The following is a 22,110-nucleotide window of genomic DNA, read 5'->3' as shown; positions in this document are numbered from 1 at the left end:
AAGCCTTGGCCCAGCGAGCCGCCTTGCGCACGCGAATATACAAGAGCCGCCGGACAATATGGTCGATTCTGCGGACCCGCGGTCCTTTGTCTATAACGTCGCCGCTGTGGCCAAACTAGGGCTTCCGGGCAACGGCCCCGGCTTTTCAGGCGGCCAATTTCACTTTGCCGGTCCGGCGGTTGCCAGCCGTTTGGAGAAGAACGTGTCGATCGCCTGGACCATCGATCCGACCGCCTTGTTGCGCCAGTTCTCGGAGACCAGATGCTCGAGGTCGCCCTTGTTGGAGACATAGCCGATCTCCACCAGAACGGACGGCACGTCGGGCGCCTTCAGCACCCGGAAGCCGGCCGATTTCAGCGGATGCTTGTGCATCCGCACCGTGGACTTCATCTCGTCCATCAGCAGACGGGCGAAACGGTTGGAGAAGGTCTTGGTCTCGCGCTGCGCGAGGTCGATCAGGATGTCGGCGACCTCGGTCGGCTCGTCGGTCAGGTTCACGCCGGCGATCGCGTCGGCCTTGTTCTCCGCTTCCGCCAACCGTTCGGCCTCGGCGTCGGACGCCTTGTCCGACACCGTGTAGATCGTGGCGCCCTGGGCGTCGCCCTCGCGGCGCGGCAAGGCATCGGCGTGGATCGAGACAAACAGCGCCGCGGATTGCGAGCGAGCGACCTTCACCCGGTCGTTGAGCGGGATGAACGTGTCGTCGGACCGGGTCATGACCACCCGGTATTTGCCCGACTTCTCGATCCGGTCGCGCAAAGCGAGGCCAAAGCCCAGCACTAGGTTCTTCTCGGTCTGGTCGCCGGACTGGGTGCCGTTGTCGATGCCGCCGTGCCCCGGATCGATCACGATCAGCGGGCGCGAGTCGGTGGTCGCGACCGGTGGCAATGCCGCCGTGGTGACGGCAGGGATGCTTGCCGTGTTGCCTTCGGAGATCGCGGGCTTCAATTCGGGCCGGCTCTCCGGCGCGAGCGACTGCACGAAGCTGGTGCGATCGACCTGCTCGAAATCCAGCACCAGCCGCGGCGGCTGGCCGTTGGCGGCATCGAGCACATAGGAATTGGCGATCTTCACCGGGCCGGTCATGTCGAACACGATTCGGGAGCCGCCGGGCATCACCAGGCCATAGCGGAACGCCTTCACCAATCCCCGCGCCGCCGAGCCGGTGCCGGCAGCGAGCTGGAAATTGACCTGCGGGATATCGACCACGACACGGTAGGGATCGGCCAATGGGAAGGCGCGAAACTCGATCTTGCGGTCGAGGTCGAGGATGAAACGGGTCTGCTTGTCGTCGCCGGCAAGCCTGGCGCCGGATGCGACCGGGAAATTCGGCGCACTGGCGGCGGAGGCGCTTGCGGCCGGCGCCGGCTGACCGTCCGGTGGTCCTTCGGCCGCGCTCGGGGCGCTGGCCACGCCAAGCGTCAATGCTGCAGCGCACAACAGCCCGCATCCCAAGAAAACAAGGTGTTTTGCGCGGTTCTCCACTCGATTCGGAGCCTCCCAGCTGCTTCTTACCGCATTAGAACCACACGGTTAATCGCACCCTAATGACGCGCGGGCGAAAAGAGCCGAGTGTTGCGGCGGCGTGACGCTTCCCTTGCACGCGGCGGGCAATCCACGTATGTACGGAGTGCTGACGGCTAGTACTCCCGGTTGTGTCGCGTTCAGCCTCTCGGTGCAACGGTGGAACCTTCCAAGTCGAAGATCCCGCCGTGTTTTTCCGGTCCCTCCCCAGCCAGCGCCGCGCGCGGCTGACACGGAGAGGCGGATTCAAGCCCGAGCGGCGTCCGGTCCCAGACACACTCCCTCGCCAGAGGGACGGTTTGAGACACGGCGTAACCGATTATCCGGCCCCTTGGGGCCTCGATATGCGATGGCCGGCAGGCGCTTCGGCGCCAGGCGGGGCCTTCAGCAAAAGATACGGCGGTAATTTTCGCCGCCAACATGTTTAGACGGGCCGACGCTTAATGCGCCAGACTGCATTGCCGACCAGGATCCCCCGAATGATCGCGCTGACGCGAGGTGAAAACTTCGCCCGTCGCATCATCCCGGTGGGTTCCCGTCCGGCGCTGCGCCGCGAGACGCGTTTTGGCCTTCCCCTCACCCCCGAATCAGGTGGACCGTCGCGTCACCGGGCGGCGCAGTTTGCGCGCGCCATGATCCGCGCCCGCCGCCGTCAAGAGCTCCAAAATGCCCAACAAGATGTTGATCGATGCCACCCACCCGGAAGAAACCCGGGTCGTCGTGGTCCGCGGCAATCGCGTCGAAGAGTTTGATTTCGAGACCGCCCAGCGCAAACAACTGCGCGGCAACATTTACCTCGCCAAGGTCACGCGCGTAGAGCCGTCGCTGCAGGCTGCCTTCATCGAGTATGGCGGCAACCGGCACGGCTTCCTCGCCTTCAGCGAAATCCATCCCGACTACTACCAGATCCCGGTCGCCGATCGTCAGGCTCTGATCGAAGCCGACGAGCGCGCCCATCGCGAGGCCGAGGAAGAGCACGAGAACCGCGGCCATCGCCGCCGGTCGCGCCATCGCAATGCCCGCCGCCGCGGCCATGGCGACCGCGTCCAGAGCGAGGTGATCGAGGGTACGGGCGACGCGCAGGCGCTGCCGGCAGCCGAGGCTCACGAACTTCCCGTCGATGCCGGACACCATGAACATGATGCCGGGCATCACGAGCACGGCGTGGTCGCCTATGAGGGTCACGAGCATGAGGCGCATGATCATGCGCATCACGACGACCATGAGCATCACCATGATCACGATCATGAGCATCACCATGACCATGGTCACGACGATCATGGCCACGATGATCACGATCGTGACCACCATGATCACGATCACGACCACGCGCCCGTAACGAGCGAGGCGCCGGCCGCCGACGCTCCGTCCGACCCCGTCGTCGCGGTGGTCGAAGCCTCCGTTGCGTCAGCCGCGCCGGAATTCGTCGAGACCGTCGAGGTCAATCATGAGCCCGAGCGGGCCCATGAGGAACAGGTCGCGGAAAACGCCGCGCATGCCGACGACGCGCCGCACGTGGCTGCCGACGAAGTCCACGCCGCGGCCGATGAGCACGGCGTCGCCGACTACGCAACGCTTTCGGACGGAGCCGCGCCCGAGGCTCGGCATGGCGACGATGCCGGCGAAGACGATGACGAGGATGACGGCGAGGAAGGCGAGGAAGAGGATGTCGTCGAGTCCGTCGGCGGCGACGACGTGCTCGAGGAGGTTCCGGAGCGCGCGTTCCGTCCCCGTCGCCAGTACAAGATCCAGGAAGTGATCAAGCGTCGGCAGGTGATGCTGGTGCAGGTCGTCAAGGAAGAGCGCGGCAACAAAGGCGCCGCGCTCACCACCTATCTGTCGCTCGCCGGCCGTTATGCCGTGCTGATGCCCAACACCGCGCGTGGCGGCGGCATCAGCCGCAAGATCACCTCCGCCCAGGACCGCTCGCGGCTGAAGGAAGTGGTGCAGGACCTCGACGTGCCCGAGGGCATGGGGATCATCCTGCGCACCGCCGGCGCCTCCCGCAGCAAGCCGGAGATCAAGCGCGACTTCGAGTACCTGATCCGGATGTGGGAGACGGTGCGCGACCTGACGCTGAAGTCGCAGGCGCCGACCCTGGTCTACGAGGAAGGTTCGCTGATCAAGCGTTCGCTGCGCGACCTCTACAACAAGGAAATCGACGAGATTCAGGTGGCGGGCGAAGCCGGCTACCGCGAAGCGCGCGACTTCATGAAGATGCTGATGCCGGCCAATGTGCGCGCGGTGAAGCAATATCGCGACGGCCAGCCGCTGTTCTCGCGCATGGGCGTCGAAAGCCAGCTCGACGCGATGTTCTCGCCGACCGTGCAGTTGCGCTCCGGCGGCTACATCGTGATCAACCAGACCGAGGCGCTGGTCTCGATCGACGTCAACTCCGGCCGCGCCACGCGTGAGCACCATATCGAGGACACCGCGCTCAAGACCAATCTGGAAGCCGCGGAAGAGGTTGCGCGTCAATTGCGTTTGCGCGACCTCGCGGGCCTGATCGTCATCGACTTCATCGACATGGACGAGAAGCGCAACAACCGCGCGGTCGAGCGCAAGCTGTCCGACTGCCTGCGCCAGGACCGTGCCCGGATCCAGGTCGGCCGCATCTCGCATTTCGGCCTCCTGGAAATGTCGCGCCAGCGCATCCGCGCCAGCATGCTGGAGAACTCGACCGAGCCCTGCCCGCAATGCGGCGGAAGCGGTCACGTCCGTTCGGTCTCGTCGGTGGCGCTGCAGCTCCTGCGCGGCATCGAGGAAATCCTGATGAAGGGCGCGACCCACAATCTGGTGGTCCGCACCCGCACCGACGTCGCGCTCTACGTGCTCAACCACAAGCGCGGCCATCTGCGCGACCTCGAGGAATCCTTCCGAGTCTCGCTGTCGGTCGTCGCCGACGCCACGGTGCACGGCCAGCAATCCTACATCATCGATCGCGGCGAGCAGGTGCATACGCTCGAAGCCGCCAAGGCGCTGCTTGCCGCGCAAGCTGCCGCTGCGCCGGCGCAGGTCGATGAGCCGGATGACGAGGAAGAACTGTTCGAATACGAGGCCGAGATCGAGACCGACGAGACCGAAGGGCTCGTCGACGACCGGGCGGCCGGCGAGGAAGCGGGCGCTGCTGATGGCGAAGGCGACGGCCAGCGTCGCAAGCGCCGCCGCCGGCGCCGCGGCCGTGGTGGCGCCAACGAAGCGCGTGACGGTGTTCAGCCGCCGCGCGAGGACGGCGATCTGATGCATGTCCTGCCCGATGGCACCGAGGTGGTTGCCGCGGGCGAAGCCGAAGGCGACGAGGACGAAGGCGACGAAGCCCAGGGCGCTGCCCGCGACGACCAGGCCGGCAACGGCGATCGCCGCCCGCGGCGCCGCGGACGCCGTGGCGGCCGCCGGCGGCGCGGCACTGGCGGACCGGATGACGGTCTTGCCGGATCGATCTCCGACGAGCTGAGCCCGGTGGCAGCACCTGAAGCCACGGACGCGGTCGCCGATTTCGACAGCCACGACGCGGAGCCGGCCCCCTCGCTCGCCCAGCCCGAGCTGTTTGCCCAGCCGGCGGAATGGCAGCCGATCGAGGCCGCGCCGGTCGAGGCGATCGCGGCACCCGAGCCCGAAACCGTTGCAGCACCTGCCGTCGAGGACACGGCCGAAAGCGACCGCGCGCAGCGGCGCCGCTCGACGGTGCGCGAAAAGGTCAGCTTCGCGTCGAGCCCGCAGCCTGAGACAACACCGGCGCTGGCTCAGAGCCCGGCGGAGCAACCTGAACCCGCAGCCTCTGCCCCGCAGTCCGCACCCGACGCCGCCACGGCCGAGGCTCCGGCCCGCAAGGGCTGGTGGTCGCGCCGCTTCGGCGGCGGCAACTAGCGCCACCTGAAAGTCAAAACGCCCGGTTCACGCCGGGCGTTTTTATTGGACAGGCCATCCGTTCGTCAGACGCCGGCGTGACGGAGCCTGACGGAGACGGATCCCAATGCAAAGCGCGATCGTTCTTGGCGGCGGCATGGTGGGCGTCAGCACGGCGCTGCACCTGCAACGCCGCGGCTGGTCGGTGACGCTCGTCGACCGCAAGGAACCGGGCCGCGAAACCAGCTACGGCAATGCCGGCATCATTCAGAGCGAGGCGGTGCGGCCCTATCCGATGCCGCGCGATCCGGCCACGCTCGCCAGGATCGCGATGGGACGCACCAACGACGTGCGCTATCGCCTGGCCTCGTTGCCCCGGCACGCCGGTCCGCTGCTGCGCTATTGGTGGAACTCGACGCCCGAGCGGCACCGCGAAGCCACCATCGCCTGGGCGCGCCTGATCGCCTACGCCACGGCGGAGCACGACACGCTGATCCGCGATGCGCATGCCGACAATCTGATCCGCCGCGCCGGCTACCGCCTGCTGCATCGCGACCCGGCGGCCCTCGAGCAAGCGATCGCAGTCGCCGAAGAGAACCAGCGTGACTTCGGCGTGACGTTTCGCGTGCTTGATGGCAGCGAGCTCGCCAAGGCCGAGCCATTGCTGCGCGACGACCTCCCCGGCGCCATTCACTGGCTCGGGCCGTGGACCGTGTCGGACCCCGGCGGTCTGGTCTCGGCCTATGCCGGATTGTTCGAGCGTCTCGGCGGGACGCTGCTGCGCGGCGACGCGCAGACGCTGACGGAGACCGCAACCGGCTGGTCGGTCGACACCACCGGCGGCCGGATCGATGCCGCCCACGTCGTGGTCACGCTCGGGCCGTGGTCACCGCAATTGTTGCGCAAGTTCGGCTACCGCATCCCGCTGGTGCGCAAGCGCGGCTACCATATGCACTATCAGGGCGGCCGTTCGCTCGACCTGCCGCTGGTCGACACCGCGAATGGGTATGCGATGGCGCCGATGGCCAAGGGAATTCGCATCACGACCGGCGCGGAGCTGACCAGCCCCGATGCGCCGGCGACGCCGATCCAGCTTGGCCATGCCGAAGCGGCCGCACGCGAGCTGATCGAGATCGGCAGCCGCGTCGAGCCCGAGCCGTGGTTCGGCACCCGCCCCTGCACCACCGACATGCTGCCGGTGCTCGGGCCTGCGCCGCGCCATCGCGGGCTGTGGGTGAATTTCGGTCACGGCCATCAGGGCTTCACACTCGGCCCGGCGACGGCACGGGTGCTGGCCGAAACGATGAACGGCGAGGCATCCTCGGTGGACACCTCGCCGTATCGGATGGACCGGTTCTGACGACGGAGATCAATCCGTCGTCAGCGCGGTCTCCATGTCGGTCGGGTCGATCTGCCGGGCGAGATTGGCATTGAGCTTGTCGCGATCGAGCTCGCCCTCCCACCAGGCGACGATCACGCAGGCGACGCCGTTGCCGCACAGATTGGTCAGCGCGCGGCACTCGCTCATGAACTTGTCGATGCCGAGCACGATCGCCATGCCCGGCACCAGCCGCGGATCGACCACCGCAAGCGTTGCCGCCAGCGTGATGAAGCCCGCGCCGGTGATGCCGGAGGCGCCCTTCGAGGTCAGCATAGCCACCACCAGGATCGTGAGCTGCTGGCTGAACGAGAGGTCGTAGCCCAGCGCCTGCGCGATGAACAACGTCGCCAGCGTCATGTAGATGTTGGTGCCGTCGAGGTTGAACGAATAACCCGTCGGCACCACGAGGCCGACCACCGACTTCGAGCAGCCGAGACGTTCGAGCTTCTCCATCAATGACGGCAGCGCGCTCTCGGAGGACGAGGTGCCGAGCACGATCAACAGCTCGTCCTTGATATAGGCCAGGAACCTGAAGATCGAGAACCCGGCGATCCGCGCGATGATGCCGAGCACCACGAGGACGAACAGCGCGGCGGTGAGATAGAACGTCGCGATCAGCCCCATCAGATTGAGGATCGCGCCGGTGCCGAACTTGCCGATGGTGAAGGCCATCGCGCCGAACGCACCGATCGGCGCCGCCCGCATCACGATCGAGATCACGCCGAACACCGCATGCGCGGCGTCGTCGATGAACGAGCGGATGGTGTGGCCGCGCTCGCCGAGGCCCATGATCGCAAAGCCGAACAGCACCGAGAACAGCAGCACCTGCAGGATCTCGCCCTGCGCGAAGGCGCCGACGACGGTGTCCGGAATGATGTGCAGCACGAAGTCGACGCTCTTTTGCGCCTCCGCCTGCTTGGCATAGCCGGCAACCGCCTGCGCGTTCGCCGCCGCATTGCCGAAGCCCGCGCCCGGCTTCACGATGTTGCCGATGAGCAATCCGATCACCAGCGCGAAGGTCGAGACGACCTCGAAATAGACCAGCGCCTTGACGCCGATGCGGCCGACCTTCTTGGCATCCTGGATATGCGCGATGCCGGACACCACGGTGCAGAAGATGATCGGCGCGATCACCATCTTGATCAGCTTGATGAAGCCGTCGCCGAGCGCCTTGATCCACTCGTTGGTGGCAATGCCGGGCCACAACCAGCCGACCAGCGCGCCGAGCACGATCGCGATCAGAACCTGGACATAGAGAATCTTGTACCACGGCTTGCTGCCGGCAGACGCCGGTGAAGCCGTGGCAACGGTTGCCGTTGCCATGTGTCACTCCCCCTCAGAAATGGCGGAAATAGCCAAGATCAACTTGGCCGTTCAAGTCAAATGGAACTGTGTCGGCCCTCCCGTTTATCTGCGGCGATCTGTCGCGTGCTGATCCGCCGAAACCGGGGCCAGCGCTTGCGAGACCGATCTCACCGACAAGACCGAGGGCTCTTGAAGATTGCGGGCTATTTAAGCCAATGCGCGATCCGCGCAACTGCTTCCTGCATCTCCGCCGCGGAACGCGCATAGGAAAATCGGATGAAGGCGCGGCCGTGGATCGGATCGAAATCGACGCCCGGGGTCGCTGCGACATGCGCCTTCTCGAGCATTTCGCTGGCGAAGGCGAAGCTGTCGGCGGTGAAGTCGGAGACGTCGGCATAGAGATAGAACGCGCCGTCGGCGGGCAGGAACTTGGTCAGCCCGGCCTTGGGCAGGCCTTCGATCAGGATGCGGCGATTCTCCTGATAGCCGCGCTTGATCGCCTCCATCTCCTCGCGGCCCTCGAAGGCCGCTTCGGCGGCGATCTGCGACAAGGTCGGCACCGAGATCGACAGGTTCTGCTGCAGCCGCTCGATCGGCCGCACCAGCACGTCGGGCACCACCATCCAGCCGACGCGCCAGCCGGTCATGCAGAAGTACTTCGAGAACGAGTTGATCACGAGCGCGTTCGGCGACAGCTCCGCCGCCGTCACCGCAGGAAATGCGTAGTCGAGGCCGTGATAGATCTCGTCGGAGATGAAGCGGATGCCCGCGCTGTCGGCGGCGGCCATCAGGCTCGACAGCGCCTCGCGCGACATCATCGTGCCGGTCGGATTCGCAGGGCTGCCGACCAGCACGCCCTTCAGCGGCGCCTTGCGATGGGCGGCCAGCAGCGCCTCCCCGGTCAGCGCGTGGCGGGTGTCGCCGGAGGTCTCGATCAGCACGGGCTCGCAGCCGAGCGCGGTCAGGATGTGCCGGTACGGCGGATAGCCCGGCACGGTGACGGCGACCCGGTCGCCCGGCTCGAACATCGCAAGAAACGCCAGGATGAACCCGCCCGACGAGCCCGTGGTGACGATGATGCGCTCGGCATCGACCGCGCAGCCATACGTGTCGCGGTAATGCCGGGCGATGCGCGCGCGCAATGAGGGGATGCCGAGCGCCGAGGTGTAGTCGATCCGCCCGCCGGCAAGCGCGGCCTGCGCGGCGGCGATCGCCGGCTTCGGCGCACCCTCGGCGGGCTGCCCCACCTCCATGTGGATGACATGGCCGCCCGCGGCCTCGATTCGCGCCGCCGCAGCCATCACGTCCATCACCATGAACGGCGGAACATCGCTCCGGCCGGACGCTGTCAAAAGGCTGCTCACACGGTCTCTCGCTGTCGCTTCACGCATGGATTTCTGCTATTGCACGGCCGTTGCCGAATTCGGGTTCCGATACCGGCGACCGCCCCAGACTGGCCGCATTCGGTGGCTCCTTATAACGCTTTCAGGCCAAGTGCATACCCGGTTCGCGTGAAGAAGAACTGCAAAAACAACAGACTGTGCCACGCGCCTGATCCTTCCGGGTCGGGAACCGGACCTTGCCGCGGCGCGGCCAGACATCGCCGATAGATCGCCCATGCTGTTCCGCCTCGCGCTTCGCACCAGGACCCTCAAGCCGACTGCGTTCAAGCTCACCGCATTGCTGACCGCGGTTGCACTCGCCGTTGGCCCCGTCGTCCCTGCGCGGGCCCAGCAGAAGGGCCCGCCGGTGCTGCGCGACACTGAGTCCGAGCAGCTGCTGCGCGAATATACCAGGCCGATCCTGCGCGCCGCAGGTCTCGAGAAGCAGAACATCCAGATCGTGATCATCAACGACGGCTCGTTCAACGCCTTCGTCGCCGACGGCCGCCGCATCTTCGTCAATTACGGCGCGCTGCTGCAATCGGAGACCCCGAACCAGATCATCGGCGTGCTGGCGCATGAAACCGGCCATCTGGCCGGCGGTCATCTTGCCAAGATGCGCGAGCAGCTGGCGCAGGCGCAGACCCAGATGATCATCGCGATGCTGCTCGGCGTCGGTGCGCTGGCGGCAGGCGCTGCGGGCGGCGGCGTTGGAAACGGCCTCTCCAGCGCCGGTGCCGCCGCGATCTCGGCGCCGCAGTCGGTCATTCAGCGCACGCTGCTCTCCTACCAGCGCCAGCAGGAGGAAAACGCCGACCGCGCCGGCGTCAAATTCCTGAACGCGACCGGCCAGTCCGCCAAGGGCATGTACGAGACGTTCAAGCGCTTCACCGACGAGAGCCTGTTCGCCGCGCGCGGCGCCGATCCCTATCTGCAGTCGCACCCGATGCCGGTCGATCGCGTCTCGGCGCTGCAGGACTTGGCGCGCTCGAGCCCCTATTGGGACAAGAAGGACGATCCGGCGCTGCAGCTGCGTCACGACATGATGCGTGCCAAGATCTCGGGCTTCATGGAACGGCAGGACACGGTCTACCGCCGCTATCCGCTGTCCAACACCAGCCTGCCGGCGCGCTATGCGCGCGCGATCACCACCTATCTGCACGGCGATCTGCGTTCGGCGATCGCGCAGATCGACGGACTGATCCAGGTCCAGCCCAACAATCCCTATTTCTACGAATTGCGCGGCCAGGCGCTGCTCGAAGGCGGCCGGCCGGCCGAGGCCATCGCGCCGCTGCGCCGCGCGGTGCAGCTCTCCGGCAGCTCGCCGCTGATCGAGATGCTGCTCGGCCAGGCCCTGGTCGCCTCCGACAACAAGGCCTACACCGACGATGCGATCAACATGCTGCGCGCCGCCGTGGCGCGCGAGCCCGAGGCGCCGCTCGGCTATACCCAGCTCGCGATGGCCTATGGCCGCAAGGGCGACTATGCCCAGGCCGACCTTGCCTCGGCGCAGGCCGCCTATCTCCGCGGCGACAACAAGACCGCCCGCGAACTGGCATCGCGCGCCAAGACGCGGTTTGCGATCGGCACGCCCGGCTGGGTCAAAGCTGACGACATTGTGAGCGCCAAGCCGATGCCGGGTCAGAAAAACAACTAGAAATAAACCGTAGTTCCATACAACGATCACCGAAACCAGCCCGCGGCCCTGCCGTATTTCGGGCCACCCCGAACAAGGATTTTGCCATGCCAGCGCTTCGTTTTCTCGCCCCTGCCCTGCTCGCGCTCGGCATTTGCGCCGCGCCGCTGACGGCGTCCGCACAGAGCTTCAACGATACCCAGCGCGGCGACATCGAGACCATCGTGCGCAACTACCTGATCGCGCACCCCGAGGTGCTCGAAGAGGCGATGAACGAGCTCAGCAAGCGGCAGGCCGCCGCCGAAGCCGAGAAGCATGAGCAGAGCGTCGCCAAGAACGCCGACACGATCTTCAACTCGCCGCGTGGCGTCATGCTCGGCAACAAGGACGGCGACGTCACCTTCGTCGAGTTCTTCGATTACAATTGCGGCTACTGCAAGCGCGCGATGTCCGACATGCTCGACCTCATGAAGTCGGATCCGAAGCTGAAGGTCGTGCTGAAGGAATTCCCGGTGCTGAGCCAGGGCTCGGTCGAGGCCGCGCAGGTCGCGGTCGCCGTGCGCATGCAGGATCCGACCGGCAAGAAGTATCTCGAGTTTCACCAGAAGCTCCTCGGCGGCCGCGGCGCCGCCGACAAGGCGCGCGCGCTGGCGGTCGCCAAGGAGGTCGGTCTCGACATGACCAAGCTCGAGAAGGACATGGCAAGCCCCGAGGTCAAGGCCACCATCGAGGAGAACTTCCGCCTCGCCGAATCCATGGGCATGAACGGCACGCCGAGCTACGTGATCGGCAAGCAGGTCGTGATCGGCGCGGTCGGCGTCGAGGGTCTCAAGGAGAAGATCGGCCTTGCCCGCTGCGGCAAGGCGACCTGCTGATCGTCGCTTCGACAGCGCTCATCCATCCAGAAAAATCCGGCTGCCTGGCAGCCGGATTTTTTATTTGCGGCACCGAACCGCTTCCGCGCTGGCCGCAACCAAGGGGCATCACCAACAACGGAAGCCGCGCGCCATGCCCCTGGCCCCGCCAACCCTTGCTCCACCAACCCTTGCTCCACCAACCCTTGGCTACGATCTCACGCTCCTGAAGACAGCGCCACAGCGTGGCACCAACCACGATCACGGCTGGTGCTACGGCCTGCCATCGGGCATTCGCACCGAGCAATGGCCGCTCAGTCCGCATGACGGCTTTCCGATGCAGCACTGCTTCACGCTGCGCGTCCCGGCGCAGTATCGCGCCAAGGGTGACGCTTATGTCGCGCTCGCCATGTTCGCCGATCAGCAATATGACGAACCCGTCGAGATCGACGCGGTCGCGCAATATCTCGCGGCGGAGACCATCGCGCGTCCATCCGATCCGAATCTGCTGCCGTACTTCGCCTATCGGCAGAACCGTCATCCGATGGAGTTTCGGATGAAGGACATCATCGACCACAATTTCGCAGCGATCTGGCTCACCGAGACGGAGTTCGCCGGACCGCTCTGCCCGCCGCCGGAGCTTGCCGGCAATCCGTTGCTGGAAACCAATTCGCCTCCGCGCTGGCTCGTGAAGGGCGCGGCGCGCACGGCGTTCGACGTCAATGTCGGCCGCACCCGCATCGAAGGACTGGAGAAGACATACTGGTACCGTGTGTTCGGCGGCATCCCCGAGACCGGGCATCACGCCTACGGCATCGCACTTGCGCCGCGCGAAGATGACCCCAATGTCGGCAAGCCGCCGCGCGATCATCTGCTGCACAAGGGCGAGCTCGGCGACTACATCGCACCCTATGGCGAGCAAGGCAGTGCACGCGGTCTCGAGCGGCTGCACGGCCGCAATCATCTCGGCGGCACGATGTTCCCCAACCAGTGGACGCCGAGATACAGCGCGACCTATCTCGAGATCGAAGAACATTTCGGCGGGTTCAATTTCGGCGGCGGCAACGGCCAGCTCGATCTTGCGAGCATGGAGTTCGACTGGGCCTGCGGTTAGCGCAGATTGTTCATCGCGCATTCACAAAAGAAACAAACCGCAAGGAACCGCAAATCAACAGGAACATCGCACATCCTCTCCCGTTGTCGGCGCGGGCAATGCTGAATAACGAGGAGGAATATGATGTCTAACCGCTTTCTGATTTCGGTTGCTGCGGCGGCCCTGATCGCCGGTACCGGTTTCGCGAATGCACAGGGCGCCGGCGGCGCCAACAAGGAGACCGGGGCCGGCGGCGGCGCGACCGTGCAGCACAGCGCACCGTCCGGTGGCGCATCGTCGGGCACCATGCAGCGCGATACAGGCGGCATGAAGGGTTCCGAACACTCCACGACCGGTGAGTCTTCTTCAGGCATGAAGGATGACTCGCCAGGCATGAAGGGCGCCGAGTCCGAAAAGTCCGGCCCCGCCACCAAGGGTGCACAGGAGAACACGCAGAAGTCGAAGAGCATGAGCTCGGAGAACGATGCGACCAAGGGCGCCAAGGAAGGTTCGAAGGAAGGCCCGAAGGACATGAAGGCCGAAGGCCGCGACAAGACCGGCAACATGAAGGCCGAGGACCATGACAAGAGCGGCAAGATGAACAACGCCGCCGAGAGCCGCGACAAGAGCGGCGCCACGACCAACCAGAACGCTCAGACCAAGAGCCCGACCGACACCAACCGCGCCCAGACCAACGACACCAGCCGCACCCAGACCACGACCGGTAATGCGGCGACGTCGGCCACCGCGGCTCCGCCGGCCGAGAAGCGCACCCAGATCTCGACGGCGATCAGGTCGGAGCACGTCACCGAAGTCACCAACGTGAACTTCAACGTGGCGGTCGGCACCCGCGTCCCGGCTGACGTGCACTTCTATCCGGTGCCGGAGCGCGTGGTGACGATCTACCCGCAGTGGCGCGGTTACGAGTTCATCCTGGTCCACGGCCGCTACATCATCGTGCAGCCGGAGACCCACGAGATCGTCTACATCATCGAGGGCTGACCTCGGCCTCGGCGCGAGGGTGCCTTGACGGGCCCTCGCCTCGATCTCAACCCCGCCCCCTCAGGGGCGGGGTTTTGCATGCGGCTGCAGCCCGCAGTCGCCAGTGGATGGCCGGCCGGAGCACAGCCCGGGCGCGCCTTCCGCCAGATTTGGTTAATCAGCAATTTCCGCAGGTTACGGCAGCTATCTAACAGGGCGGAGGAAGCTGTTGAAGACGTTCCGATTTCACCTAAAGACTTCCCCTGCGGCCGGTTGTTACCTATAACCCGGCCCACTTTCCCCTTCGGAACCCCTGAAAATGGCTGCTGCCGGAACGATCTATGTGCTGAACGGCCCGAACCTCAACCTGTTGGGGACGCGCGAGCCGGAGACGTACGGCCATGCCACCCTCGCCGACGTCGAGAAGCTGTGCGCGGACACCGCGCGGCAGTTCGGGTTGACCGCCGACTGCCGGCAGTCCAACCGCGAGGGCGAACTGATCGACTTCATCCATGAGGCCCACGCCAAAAAGGCGGTCGGCATCATCATCAACGCCGGCGGCTACTCCCATACCTCGATCGCGCTGCATGACGCGCTGGTTGCGGTCAAGATTCCCGCCGTCGAGGTCCATGTCAGCAACATCCACGCCCGCGAGAGCTTCCGGGACCACTCGTTCACTGCTAAAGCCGCCTTCGCGTCACTGTGCGGCTTCGGCATCGACGGCTACCGGCTTGCGATCATCGGCCTCGCCGCCAGGATCGGTGCGAAGGCAAAGACTTAATCGTCAATCCTGACGTTCCCCGTCACCAGACAGAGATTTCGGATCAAACAACATGGCGCGCCAGCCAGACGACAAATCAGCCGCAAAGCCCAAGAACGACTCCAGGAACGACGACAGCGTCCTCATCCGCGAGCTCGCGCTGCTGCTTGCTGAGACCAACCTCACCGAGATCGAGATCGAGCGCGCCGGCCTGCGCGTCCGGGTCGCGCGCAATATCAGCATCGCCGCCTCCGTGCCGTCAGCCGTGCATGCGGTTGCCGCCCCGGTGGCAGTGCCGGCTGCCGCCGCTGCCGCCACCGACATGGCGAAGCACCCGGGTGTCGTGCCCTCGCCGATGGTCGGCACCGCCTATTGGGCTCCGGAACCTGGCGCCAAGCCGTTCATTGAAGTCGGCACCAAGGTCACGGCCGGCCAGACCCTTCTGATCATCGAGGCGATGAAGACGATGAACCAGATTCCGTCGCCGCGCGCGGGCACGGTGACCCAGATCCTCGTCGAGGACGGCCAGCCGGTCGAATTCGGCGAGCCGCTCGTCATCATTGAATAGCTTCCGTCAACGTCAGGCGCTGCGATGTTCGACAAGATCCTCATAGCCAATCGCGGCGAGATCGCGCTTCGCGTGCTCCGGGCGTGCAAGGAGCTTGGCATCTCCACCGTCGCGGTGCATTCCACCGCCGACGCCGACGCCATGCATGTGCGGCTCGCCGACGAGAGCGTCTGCATCGGGCCGCCGCCGTCGAAGGATTCCTACCTCAACATCCCGGCGCTGCTCGCGGCCTGCGAGATCACCGGCGCCGACGCCGTGCATCCCGGCTACGGTTTCCTGTCCGAGAATGCGCGCTTCGCCGAGATCCTCGCCGATCACAATCTGGGCTTCATCGGGCCGAAGGCCGAGCACATCCGCCTGATGGGCGACAAGATCGAGGCCAAGAAGACCGCCAAGCGCCTCGGCATTCCCGTGGTGCCCGGCTCGGACGGCGCAGTGACGGCGGACGACGATGCCATGGCGATCGCCAAGGAGATCGGCTTCCCGGTGCTGGTGAAGGCGGCGGCCGGCGGCGGCGGCCGCGGCATGAAGGTCGCCCACACCGAGGCCGACCTCGCGCTGGCGCTGACGACCGCGGCCAACGAAGCCAAGTCGGCGTTCGGCGACGCCTCGGTCTATCTGGAGAAATACCTGCAGAAGCCGCGCCACATCGAGATCCAGATTCTCGGTGACGGCCGCGGCGGCGCCATCCATCTCGGCGAGCGCGACTGCTCGCTGCAGCGCCGTCACCAGAAGGTCTGGGAGGAAGGCCCCTCGCCCGTGCTTGGGGCGGCGGCGCGCGCCAGGATCGGCGAGACCTGTGCCAAGGCGATGCGGGACATGAAGTATCTCGGCGTCGGCACCATCGAATTCCTCTACGAGGACGGCGAGTTCTATTTCATCGAAATGAACACGCGCATCCAGGTCGAGCATCCCGTCACCGAAAGCATCACGGATATCGATCTGGTGCTGGAGCAGATCCGGATTGCCGCCGGCGGCGAGCTTCCGGCCAAGCAAAGCGAGATCGCGATCATCGGCCACGCCATCGAGTGCCGCATCAATGCGGAGAACCCGCAGACCTTCCGTCCGTCGCCCGGACGGATCACGCAATTCCATGCGCCTGGCGGTCTCGGCGTGCGGATCGATTCCGCCGTCTATCAGGGCTACGTGATTCCGCCCTATTACGACTCGCTGGTCGGCAAGCTGATCGTGCACGGCAAGACCCGCGGCGAATGCCTGATGCGGCTGCGCCGGGCGCTGGACGAGATGGTGGTCGACGGCATCGAGACGACGCTGCCGCTGTTCCGCGCACTGGTGCGCGAGCCCGACATCATCGAGGGCGATTATCACATCCATTGGCTGGAGCAGTACCTCGCCGGCCAGCCATCCGACGCCCCGAAATAGTTTGGAACTTTGTGGAACCCAGCGCCCCGCTCAAACGTACTAAAGGGTTGTTGGCTTTCCACGGGGACGCATTGAATCCCACTCTCGCGAAGAGACCGTCGTGACACCAGTTTCACGACGCCGGTCCACGTTACAGATCCTGCTGCTCTCGGCGGGATTTTTCGTGCTGGTCGCGGTCAGCGTGGCGTCCGTCCTGCTGGTCAACAAGGCGCGCGAGGACAACGCCTGGGTCGTCCATACGGTCGAGGTGGAGAGCCAGGTTGCCAATCTGCTGCTTGACGTCAGGCGCGCCGAAAGCGCGACCAGGGCGTATCTGCTGACATCAGCACCACAATACCTGTCCGAGTACCAGTCGGCCGCGGCAGCGCTCCCGGCCGCGCTCGGCCATCTCCAGATGATGACCGTCGACAATCCGGCGCAGGTCGCCAATGCCGCGAAGCTCAGGGCCGCCGTCGAGCAACGGCTGGCCGAGTTCGCGCTCAGCATCGAGCGCGTCAACAACAACGATGCCGCGACCAGCGTCGACATCCTGCGCAAGGGCACTTCGGCCGATGCATTGGAGGCGATCGCCCGGATCGGCCGCGACATGCGCACCGAGGAGGATCGCCTGCTGGCGACGCGCACCGCGACCGCGGACAGGACCCAGGTGCTGGCGTCCTCCGTCACCATTGCCGGCTCCTGCATGGTGCTGGCGCTCGCCGCCCTCTCGCTCGTGCTGCTGCGGCAATCGTCACGGGCGCGCGACGAAGCCGAGGCCAAGCTGCGCGACAGCAACGTCAATCTCGAAACCATCGTCGACGAACGGACCGCCGACCTGCGCGAGGCCAACGAGGAAATCCAGCGCTTCGCCTATATCGTCAGCCACGACCTGCGTTCGCCGCTGGTCAACATCATGGGCTTCACCAGCGAGCTGGAGGAATTGCGCGGCGACATCTTCAAGCGCATCGCCACGCTCAATCGCACCGCGTCGCTGGCGCCGGCGATGCCGGAAGACGCGACCGATGCGGCCGAGCCCGAGCTCGAAGGCTCCGACAAGCAGCTGTCCGACGATTTCAATGAATCGCTCGGCTTCATCAAATCGTCGATCGCAAAGATGGACCGCCTGATCAGCGCGATCCTCAATCTCACCCGCGAGGGCCGCCGCGAGTTCAAGCCGGAGCGGATCGATCTCCGCGAGCTGATCGACGGCATCGTCAAGACGGTCGCGCATCAGGCGGCCGAGGCCAATGCGACCGTCGAGGTCGGCGCTTTGCCGAATCTCGTCAGCGACCGCCTCGCGCTGGAGCAGATCTTTTCCAACCTGATCGACAATGCACTCAAATACCTCAAGGACGGCGTCCCCGGCGAGATCTCGATCGAGGGCCGCACCAAGCTGGGCTTTGCGATCTTCGAGGTCGCGGACAATGGCCGCGGCATCGATCCGAAGGACCACCAGCGCATCTTCGATCTGTTCCGCCGTGCCGGAACCCAGGACAAGCCCGGTCAGGGCATCGGGCTTGCCCATGTCCGCGCACTTGTGCGCAGACTGGGCGGCACCATGTCGGTAGCATCGGAACTTCACAACGGCAGCACGTTCACGATCACGCTGCCTATCAAATGGTCAGGCAAGAACTCAGGCAAGAACCGGGACAAAGAATCATGAGCGATCCAGTCACCATCATCATGATCGAGGACGACGAGGGCCATGCCCGCCTGATTGAGCGGAATATCCGGCGCTCAGGTGTCAATAATGAGATCATCCCGTTCACCAACGGTACAGAGGCCGTGAACTATCTGTTCGGCAAGGATGGCAGCGCGGTCGAGCGCAAGGGCCAGCCCCTGCTCATCCTGCTTGATCTCAATCTGCCTGACATGACCGGCATCGATATTCTGAAGCGGGTCAAGGAGAACAAGCATCTCAAGTCGACACCGGTGGTCGTGCTGACCACCACCGACGACTCTCATGAGATCAAGCGTTGCTACGAACTCGGTTGCAATGTCTACATCACCAAGCCGGTGAACTACGAAAGCTTTGCCAACGCCATTCGCCAGCTTGGCCTGTTCTTTTCCGTGATTCAGGTGCCGCCAGCTTCCCTATGACCAGCGCAACGCCGACACTGCTCTATATCGACGACGACGCGGCGCTGGCGCGCCTGGTCGAACGCGGGCTGACGCGCGCGGGCTACAAGGTCGTGCACGCCGCAAGCGGCCAGGAAGGCCTCGACCGGCTCGCCCAGGGCGGCATCGACGTCGTCGCGCTCGACCAGTACATGCCCGGCCTCGACGGGCTGGAGACGCTGGAGCAGATCCTCAAGATTGCGGACGCGCCGCCGGTGGTGTTCGTCACCGCCTCGCAGGATTCGGCGATTGCCGTCACCGCGCTGAAGGCCGGCGCGGCGGACTATCTGGTCAAGGATGTCAGGGGCGAATTCATCCCCCTGCTCCAGGTCGCGGTGAACGGCGCGGTCCGGCGCGCCGCGATCCAGAAGGCGCGCGACGAGGCCGAGGCCGAGGTGCACGCCTCGCGCGACCGCTACGCCGCGCTCGCCGCGGAGCGCGAAGTTCTGCTCCGCGAGGTCAATCATCGCGTCGGCAATTCGTTGCAGATCATTGCCTCGCTGTTGCATCTGCAAGCCAATTCCTCGACCCAGCAGGATGTCAAGGCGGCGCTCACCAATGCGATGGGCCGCGTCGCCGCGGTCGCGCAGGTGCATCGCCGCCTCTACACCTCGCACGACTTCAAGACGGTGATGCTCAACCAGTATCTCGAGGCGCTGCTCGAGGATCTCAGGCGATCGGCCGAAGGCAACAAGATGTCGCGGCTGACGCTGAAGGCCGACCCGGTCGAGATCGATCCCGACCGCGCGGTCGCGATCGGCATCATCGTCAACGAGCTGGTGATGAACGCCGTGAAATACGCCTATCCCGACGGCGCCGGCCCGATCCACGTCGAGCTGAAGCCGGACGCGGACGATTTGCAGCTTGCGATCAGCGACGAAGGCGTGGGCTTCTCCGACAAGGCCGATCCACGCGGCACAGGGATGGGCCAGCGCATCGTCGCGGCGATGGCCGTCAAGCTCGACGCCAGCGTCGAGCGCGACCCCAGCCACGAGGGCACCCGCTTCGTGGTGCGGTTCGCCCGCGTTACCCCGGCGCCGGCGAAATCGACAAGCGTTGCCGCCAGTTAGGGCGTGGAATCATTCGGTTTGATGGCGGTCCGTTCGTAGTCGCTGAGTTCGTAACGCATGATTCGAGGCTCCGGTCTTGGAGCTTGAATCACGTCTCGGGCAGCGCCACCAACCCGCAATGGCCGATCGCGGTCCTGCTAATGCTCTGAACTTACTTCCGCTTCCGGCGGCATAACGGACATTGCCGGACTGGCTGCTGGCCCGATCCTGTCGCGAATGCCCCCTCTCGGACATGGCGGCTCGCCCCTCATCCCGGGGTCACCTCGATGTTTGAAGTGTCATGACACTTCATCCCACGATAGGCTGCGAGCCGGAACAGGGAGCGCATCTTGGCCAAACCCATCGACGCTGAGCGCAAGCTGGTCGCGATTTTTGCGGCTGATGTCGAGGGATATAGCCGCCTGATGGGGGCCGACGAAGTCAGCACCCTCAGGGATTTGACAGAGCGGCGCGCCATTCTCGACGAGTTGATTGCTTCCCATCGCGGCCGGATCGCCAACACCGCAGGCGACAGCGTGCTGGCCGAGTTCGGCAGCGCCGTTGATGCCATCCAATGTGCGGTCGAGGCGCAGGCAGCGCTGGCCGGAGCCAATGTCCCTCTGCCACCTGAGCGTCACATCAATTTCCGGATCGGAATCCATGTCGGCGATGTCATGGTCAAAGGAGGTGATCTCTTTGGCGATGGCGTCAACATCGCCGCGCGGCTGCAAGCCATCGCCAGCGCCGGCGGTACCTGCATCTCCAGCGTTGCCTATGATCAGGTCAGAAAAATTCTGCCCCTGGCGTTCACCGACCTTGGCGCCCAACGGGTCAAGAACATCGAGGAAGCGGTCAGGGCTTATGCCGTCACCTCGAAGGGGGCGACGACGGCGGACACAGCGAGATTCGCGACAGCGCTCGGCAGCAACAGCTCACTACCGCTCCCGGACAAACCCTCCATCGCCGTCCTGCCGTTTCAGAACATGAGCGGCGATCCGGAGCAGGAATACTTCGCAGACGGAATCGTCGAGGACATCATCACTGCACTGTCGCGCTTCAAGTCGCTGTTCGTCATCGCGCGCAACTCGAGCTTCACCTTTAAGGGCAAAGCGGTCGACATCAAGAAGGTCGGCCAGGAGCTCGGCGTTCGTTATGTGCTCGAAGGTAGCATCCGCAAGGCGGGAGGAAGGGTCAGGATAACCGGGCAGTTGATCGATGCCGCGAGCGGCGCGCATCTGTGGGCCGACAAGTTCGACGGATCGCTTGAAGATGTGTTCGATCTTCAGGACAGGATTACCATGAGCGTGGTTGCCGCGATTGCACCCAAGGTCGACCAGGCTGAGATCGAACGCTCCAAGCGAAAGCTGACCGAAAAGCTGGATGCCTATGATTACTACCTTCGCGGGCTGGCGGTCGTCGAAGGCGCAACCAAGGACGAGAACGAGGAGGCGCTTCGGCTCTTCTACAAAGCTATTGAGATCGACGCCAATTTTGCACTGGCGCATGCGATGTTGGCGCGGTGCTTTACCTTGCGAAAAGCAAACGGCTGGATGGCCGATGTTGCAATGGAATCGGCCGAGACCGCCAAGCAGGCCCGGCGGGCCGTGGAACTGGGAAGAGACGACGCGGCAGTTCTGTCGCGGGCCGGGTACGCTCTCGCGCGGGTAGTTTTCGAACCGGAGGAAGGCGCTGACCTGATTGAACGGGCGCTTGCGCTCAATCCGCATCTCTCCTCCGCGTGGCAATTCGGCGGCCTGCTCAAGGCATTCCGCGGAGAGCCGGAAACGGCGATCGAGCATTTGGCTCACGCCATGCGGTTGAGCCCGCTCGACCCCAGTCTCTACTCGATGCAGACGGCTACGGCGCTCGCCCATTTTGTCGCCGGCCGATATGACGAGTCGGTCTTGTGGGCTGAGAAAGCCTCGCGGGAAGATCCGAACTTCTTGCCCGCCATTAGAATTATCGCGACCAGCGCCGGAAATTCCGGTCAACTGGAGCGAGCCCAGAAAGCGGCGAAGCGAATGCTGGAAATCGATCCTGCGTTCAGAGTGTCCAGATTGACCGATCACGTACCGCTGCGCCGCCCCGACGATCTTGCCAGATATGCGGAAGGCCTGCGACGCGCCGGATTGCCGGAATAGCCGCCAGCTGCGTTTTGGGTGTCTCGAGATCGTTACGACAACTTCCCGCAATGGCCCATCACGTCATTTCGCCGCGATGCGAAATTTGATCGCTACCGGGACATAGCGGA

17 protein-coding genes are annotated in these 22,110 nt (G+C 64.9%); 13 read left to right on the top strand and 4 right to left on the bottom strand.

The window, feature by feature from the left end:
- Window positions 1–159 precede the first annotated feature (159 nt).
- Together ACVIGB_RS06740 and ACVIGB_RS06735 are read right to left on the bottom strand one after the other, a co-directional pair.
- A complete protein-coding gene (locus ACVIGB_RS06740; RefSeq protein ID WP_456723298.1) occupies window positions 160–1,485 on the bottom strand; it encodes an N-acetylmuramoyl-L-alanine amidase in 1,326 nt (441 codons plus the stop codon).
- A 615-nt stretch (window positions 1,486–2,100) separates the two neighbouring features.
- Window positions 2,101–2,847, bottom strand: coding sequence for a hypothetical protein (locus ACVIGB_RS06735; protein ID WP_456723299.1), 747 nt, complete (start codon window positions 2,845–2,847; stop codon window positions 2,101–2,103).
- A gap of 63 nt (window positions 2,848–2,910) precedes the next feature.
- On the opposite strand from ACVIGB_RS06735, the gene ACVIGB_RS06730 reads away from it, so the two are divergent.
- The gene (locus ACVIGB_RS06730; RefSeq protein ID WP_456723300.1) at window positions 2,911–5,391 is read left to right on the top strand and encodes an Rne/Rng family ribonuclease; all 2,481 of its coding nucleotides are present in this window, start codon (window positions 2,911–2,913) and stop codon (window positions 5,389–5,391) included.
- Between the two features lie 106 nt (window positions 5,392–5,497).
- Window positions 5,498–6,730, top strand: coding sequence for an NAD(P)/FAD-dependent oxidoreductase (locus ACVIGB_RS06725; protein ID WP_092113743.1), 1,233 nt, complete (start codon window positions 5,498–5,500; stop codon window positions 6,728–6,730).
- Between the two features lie 9 nt (window positions 6,731–6,739).
- On the opposite strand, the gene ACVIGB_RS06720 is transcribed toward ACVIGB_RS06725, so the two are convergent.
- Together ACVIGB_RS06720 and ACVIGB_RS06715 are read right to left on the bottom strand one after the other, a co-directional pair.
- Entirely contained in the window at window positions 6,740–8,074 is a 1,335-nt protein-coding gene (locus ACVIGB_RS06720) for a dicarboxylate/amino acid:cation symporter (protein ID WP_456723301.1), read from the bottom strand.
- A gap of 185 nt (window positions 8,075–8,259) precedes the next feature.
- Window positions 8,260–9,447 (bottom strand): pyridoxal phosphate-dependent aminotransferase, encoded by a 1,188-nt coding sequence (locus tag ACVIGB_RS06715; protein WP_456723302.1) that lies wholly within the window; start codon window positions 9,445–9,447, stop codon window positions 8,260–8,262.
- 226 nt (window positions 9,448–9,673) lie between these two features.
- Here ACVIGB_RS06715 and ACVIGB_RS06710 point away from each other — a divergent pair, with 226 nt between their 5' ends.
- The 11 genes from ACVIGB_RS06710 to ACVIGB_RS06660 all read left to right on the top strand — a co-directional run bounded on the left by ACVIGB_RS06710 (window position 9,674) and on the right by ACVIGB_RS06660 (window position 22,000).
- Window positions 9,674–11,095, top strand: a complete 1,422-nt coding sequence (locus ACVIGB_RS06710; RefSeq protein WP_092113739.1) for a M48 family metalloprotease — start codon at window positions 9,674–9,676, stop codon at window positions 11,093–11,095.
- Between the two features lie 86 nt (window positions 11,096–11,181).
- Entirely contained in the window at window positions 11,182–11,949 is a 768-nt protein-coding gene (locus ACVIGB_RS06705; RefSeq protein ID WP_092113737.1) for a DsbA family protein, read from the top strand.
- Window positions 11,950–12,082: 133 nt separating this feature from the next.
- Window positions 12,083–13,042, top strand: a complete 960-nt coding sequence (locus tag ACVIGB_RS06700) for a hypothetical protein (protein ID WP_456723303.1) — start codon at window positions 12,083–12,085, stop codon at window positions 13,040–13,042.
- 123 nt (window positions 13,043–13,165) lie between these two features.
- Entirely contained in the window at window positions 13,166–14,023 is an 858-nt protein-coding gene (locus ACVIGB_RS06695) for a DUF1236 domain-containing protein (protein ID WP_456723304.1), read from the top strand.
- A 298-nt stretch (window positions 14,024–14,321) separates the two neighbouring features.
- Window positions 14,322–14,783 (top strand): type II 3-dehydroquinate dehydratase, encoded by a 462-nt coding sequence (aroQ, locus tag ACVIGB_RS06690; protein WP_456723305.1) that lies wholly within the window; start codon window positions 14,322–14,324, stop codon window positions 14,781–14,783.
- 52 nt (window positions 14,784–14,835) lie between these two features.
- On the top strand, window positions 14,836–15,330 hold the full coding sequence (gene accB, locus ACVIGB_RS06685; RefSeq protein ID WP_456723306.1) for an acetyl-CoA carboxylase biotin carboxyl carrier protein: 495 nt from the start codon (window positions 14,836–14,838) through the stop codon (window positions 15,328–15,330).
- A gap of 24 nt (window positions 15,331–15,354) precedes the next feature.
- Entirely contained in the window at window positions 15,355–16,713 is a 1,359-nt protein-coding gene (gene accC / locus ACVIGB_RS06680) for an acetyl-CoA carboxylase biotin carboxylase subunit (protein ID WP_092113729.1), read from the top strand.
- 100 nt (window positions 16,714–16,813) lie between these two features.
- Window positions 16,814–18,355, top strand: coding sequence for a sensor histidine kinase (locus ACVIGB_RS06675; RefSeq protein WP_456723307.1), 1,542 nt, complete (start codon window positions 16,814–16,816; stop codon window positions 18,353–18,355).
- A complete protein-coding gene (locus ACVIGB_RS06670) occupies window positions 18,352–18,792 on the top strand; it encodes a response regulator (protein WP_456723308.1) in 441 nt (146 codons plus the stop codon). The genes ACVIGB_RS06675 and ACVIGB_RS06670 overlap by 4 nt, the downstream gene beginning before the upstream one ends.
- Complete coding sequence (locus ACVIGB_RS06665) at window positions 18,789–19,880, top strand: sensor histidine kinase (RefSeq protein ID WP_456723309.1); 1,092 nt, start codon at window positions 18,789–18,791, stop codon at window positions 19,878–19,880. Before ACVIGB_RS06670 ends, ACVIGB_RS06665 begins: the two co-directional genes overlap by 4 nt.
- Before the next feature lie 329 nt (window positions 19,881–20,209).
- The gene (locus tag ACVIGB_RS06660; RefSeq protein WP_456723310.1) at window positions 20,210–22,000 is read left to right on the top strand and encodes an adenylate/guanylate cyclase domain-containing protein; all 1,791 of its coding nucleotides are present in this window, start codon (window positions 20,210–20,212) and stop codon (window positions 21,998–22,000) included.
- The last annotated feature ends 110 nt before the right edge of the window (window positions 22,001–22,110 follow it).

It is taken from the genome of Bradyrhizobium sp. USDA 4341 (assembly GCF_054063755.1).
The sequence above is the reverse complement of the archived record's forward strand: the minus strand, read 5'-3'. Positions and strand labels throughout refer to the sequence as shown.

Coding starts and splice junctions, on each gene's coding strand:
- ACVIGB_RS06705 (WP_092113737.1), top strand. CDS start 11,182: ATGCCAGCGCTTCGTTTTCTCGCCCCTGCCCTGCTCGCGCTCGGCATT.
- aroQ (WP_456723305.1), top strand. CDS start 14,322: ATGGCTGCTGCCGGAACGATCTATGTGCTGAACGGCCCGAACCTCAAC.
- accB (WP_456723306.1), top strand. CDS start 14,836: ATGGCGCGCCAGCCAGACGACAAATCAGCCGCAAAGCCCAAGAACGAC.
- ACVIGB_RS06695 (WP_456723304.1), top strand. CDS start 13,166: ATGTCTAACCGCTTTCTGATTTCGGTTGCTGCGGCGGCCCTGATCGCC.
- ACVIGB_RS06665 (WP_456723309.1), top strand. CDS start 18,789: ATGACCAGCGCAACGCCGACACTGCTCTATATCGACGACGACGCGGCG.
- ACVIGB_RS06715 (WP_456723302.1), bottom strand. CDS start 9,447: ATGCGTGAAGCGACAGCGAGAGACCGTGTGAGCAGCCTTTTGACAGCG.
- ACVIGB_RS06700 (WP_456723303.1), top strand. CDS start 12,083: ATGCCCCTGGCCCCGCCAACCCTTGCTCCACCAACCCTTGCTCCACCA.
- ACVIGB_RS06670 (WP_456723308.1), top strand. CDS start 18,352: ATGAGCGATCCAGTCACCATCATCATGATCGAGGACGACGAGGGCCAT.
- ACVIGB_RS06710 (WP_092113739.1), top strand. CDS start 9,674: ATGCTGTTCCGCCTCGCGCTTCGCACCAGGACCCTCAAGCCGACTGCG.
- ACVIGB_RS06720 (WP_456723301.1), bottom strand. CDS start 8,074: ATGGCAACGGCAACCGTTGCCACGGCTTCACCGGCGTCTGCCGGCAGC.
- accC (WP_092113729.1), top strand. CDS start 15,355: ATGTTCGACAAGATCCTCATAGCCAATCGCGGCGAGATCGCGCTTCGC.
- ACVIGB_RS06725 (WP_092113743.1), top strand. CDS start 5,498: ATGCAAAGCGCGATCGTTCTTGGCGGCGGCATGGTGGGCGTCAGCACG.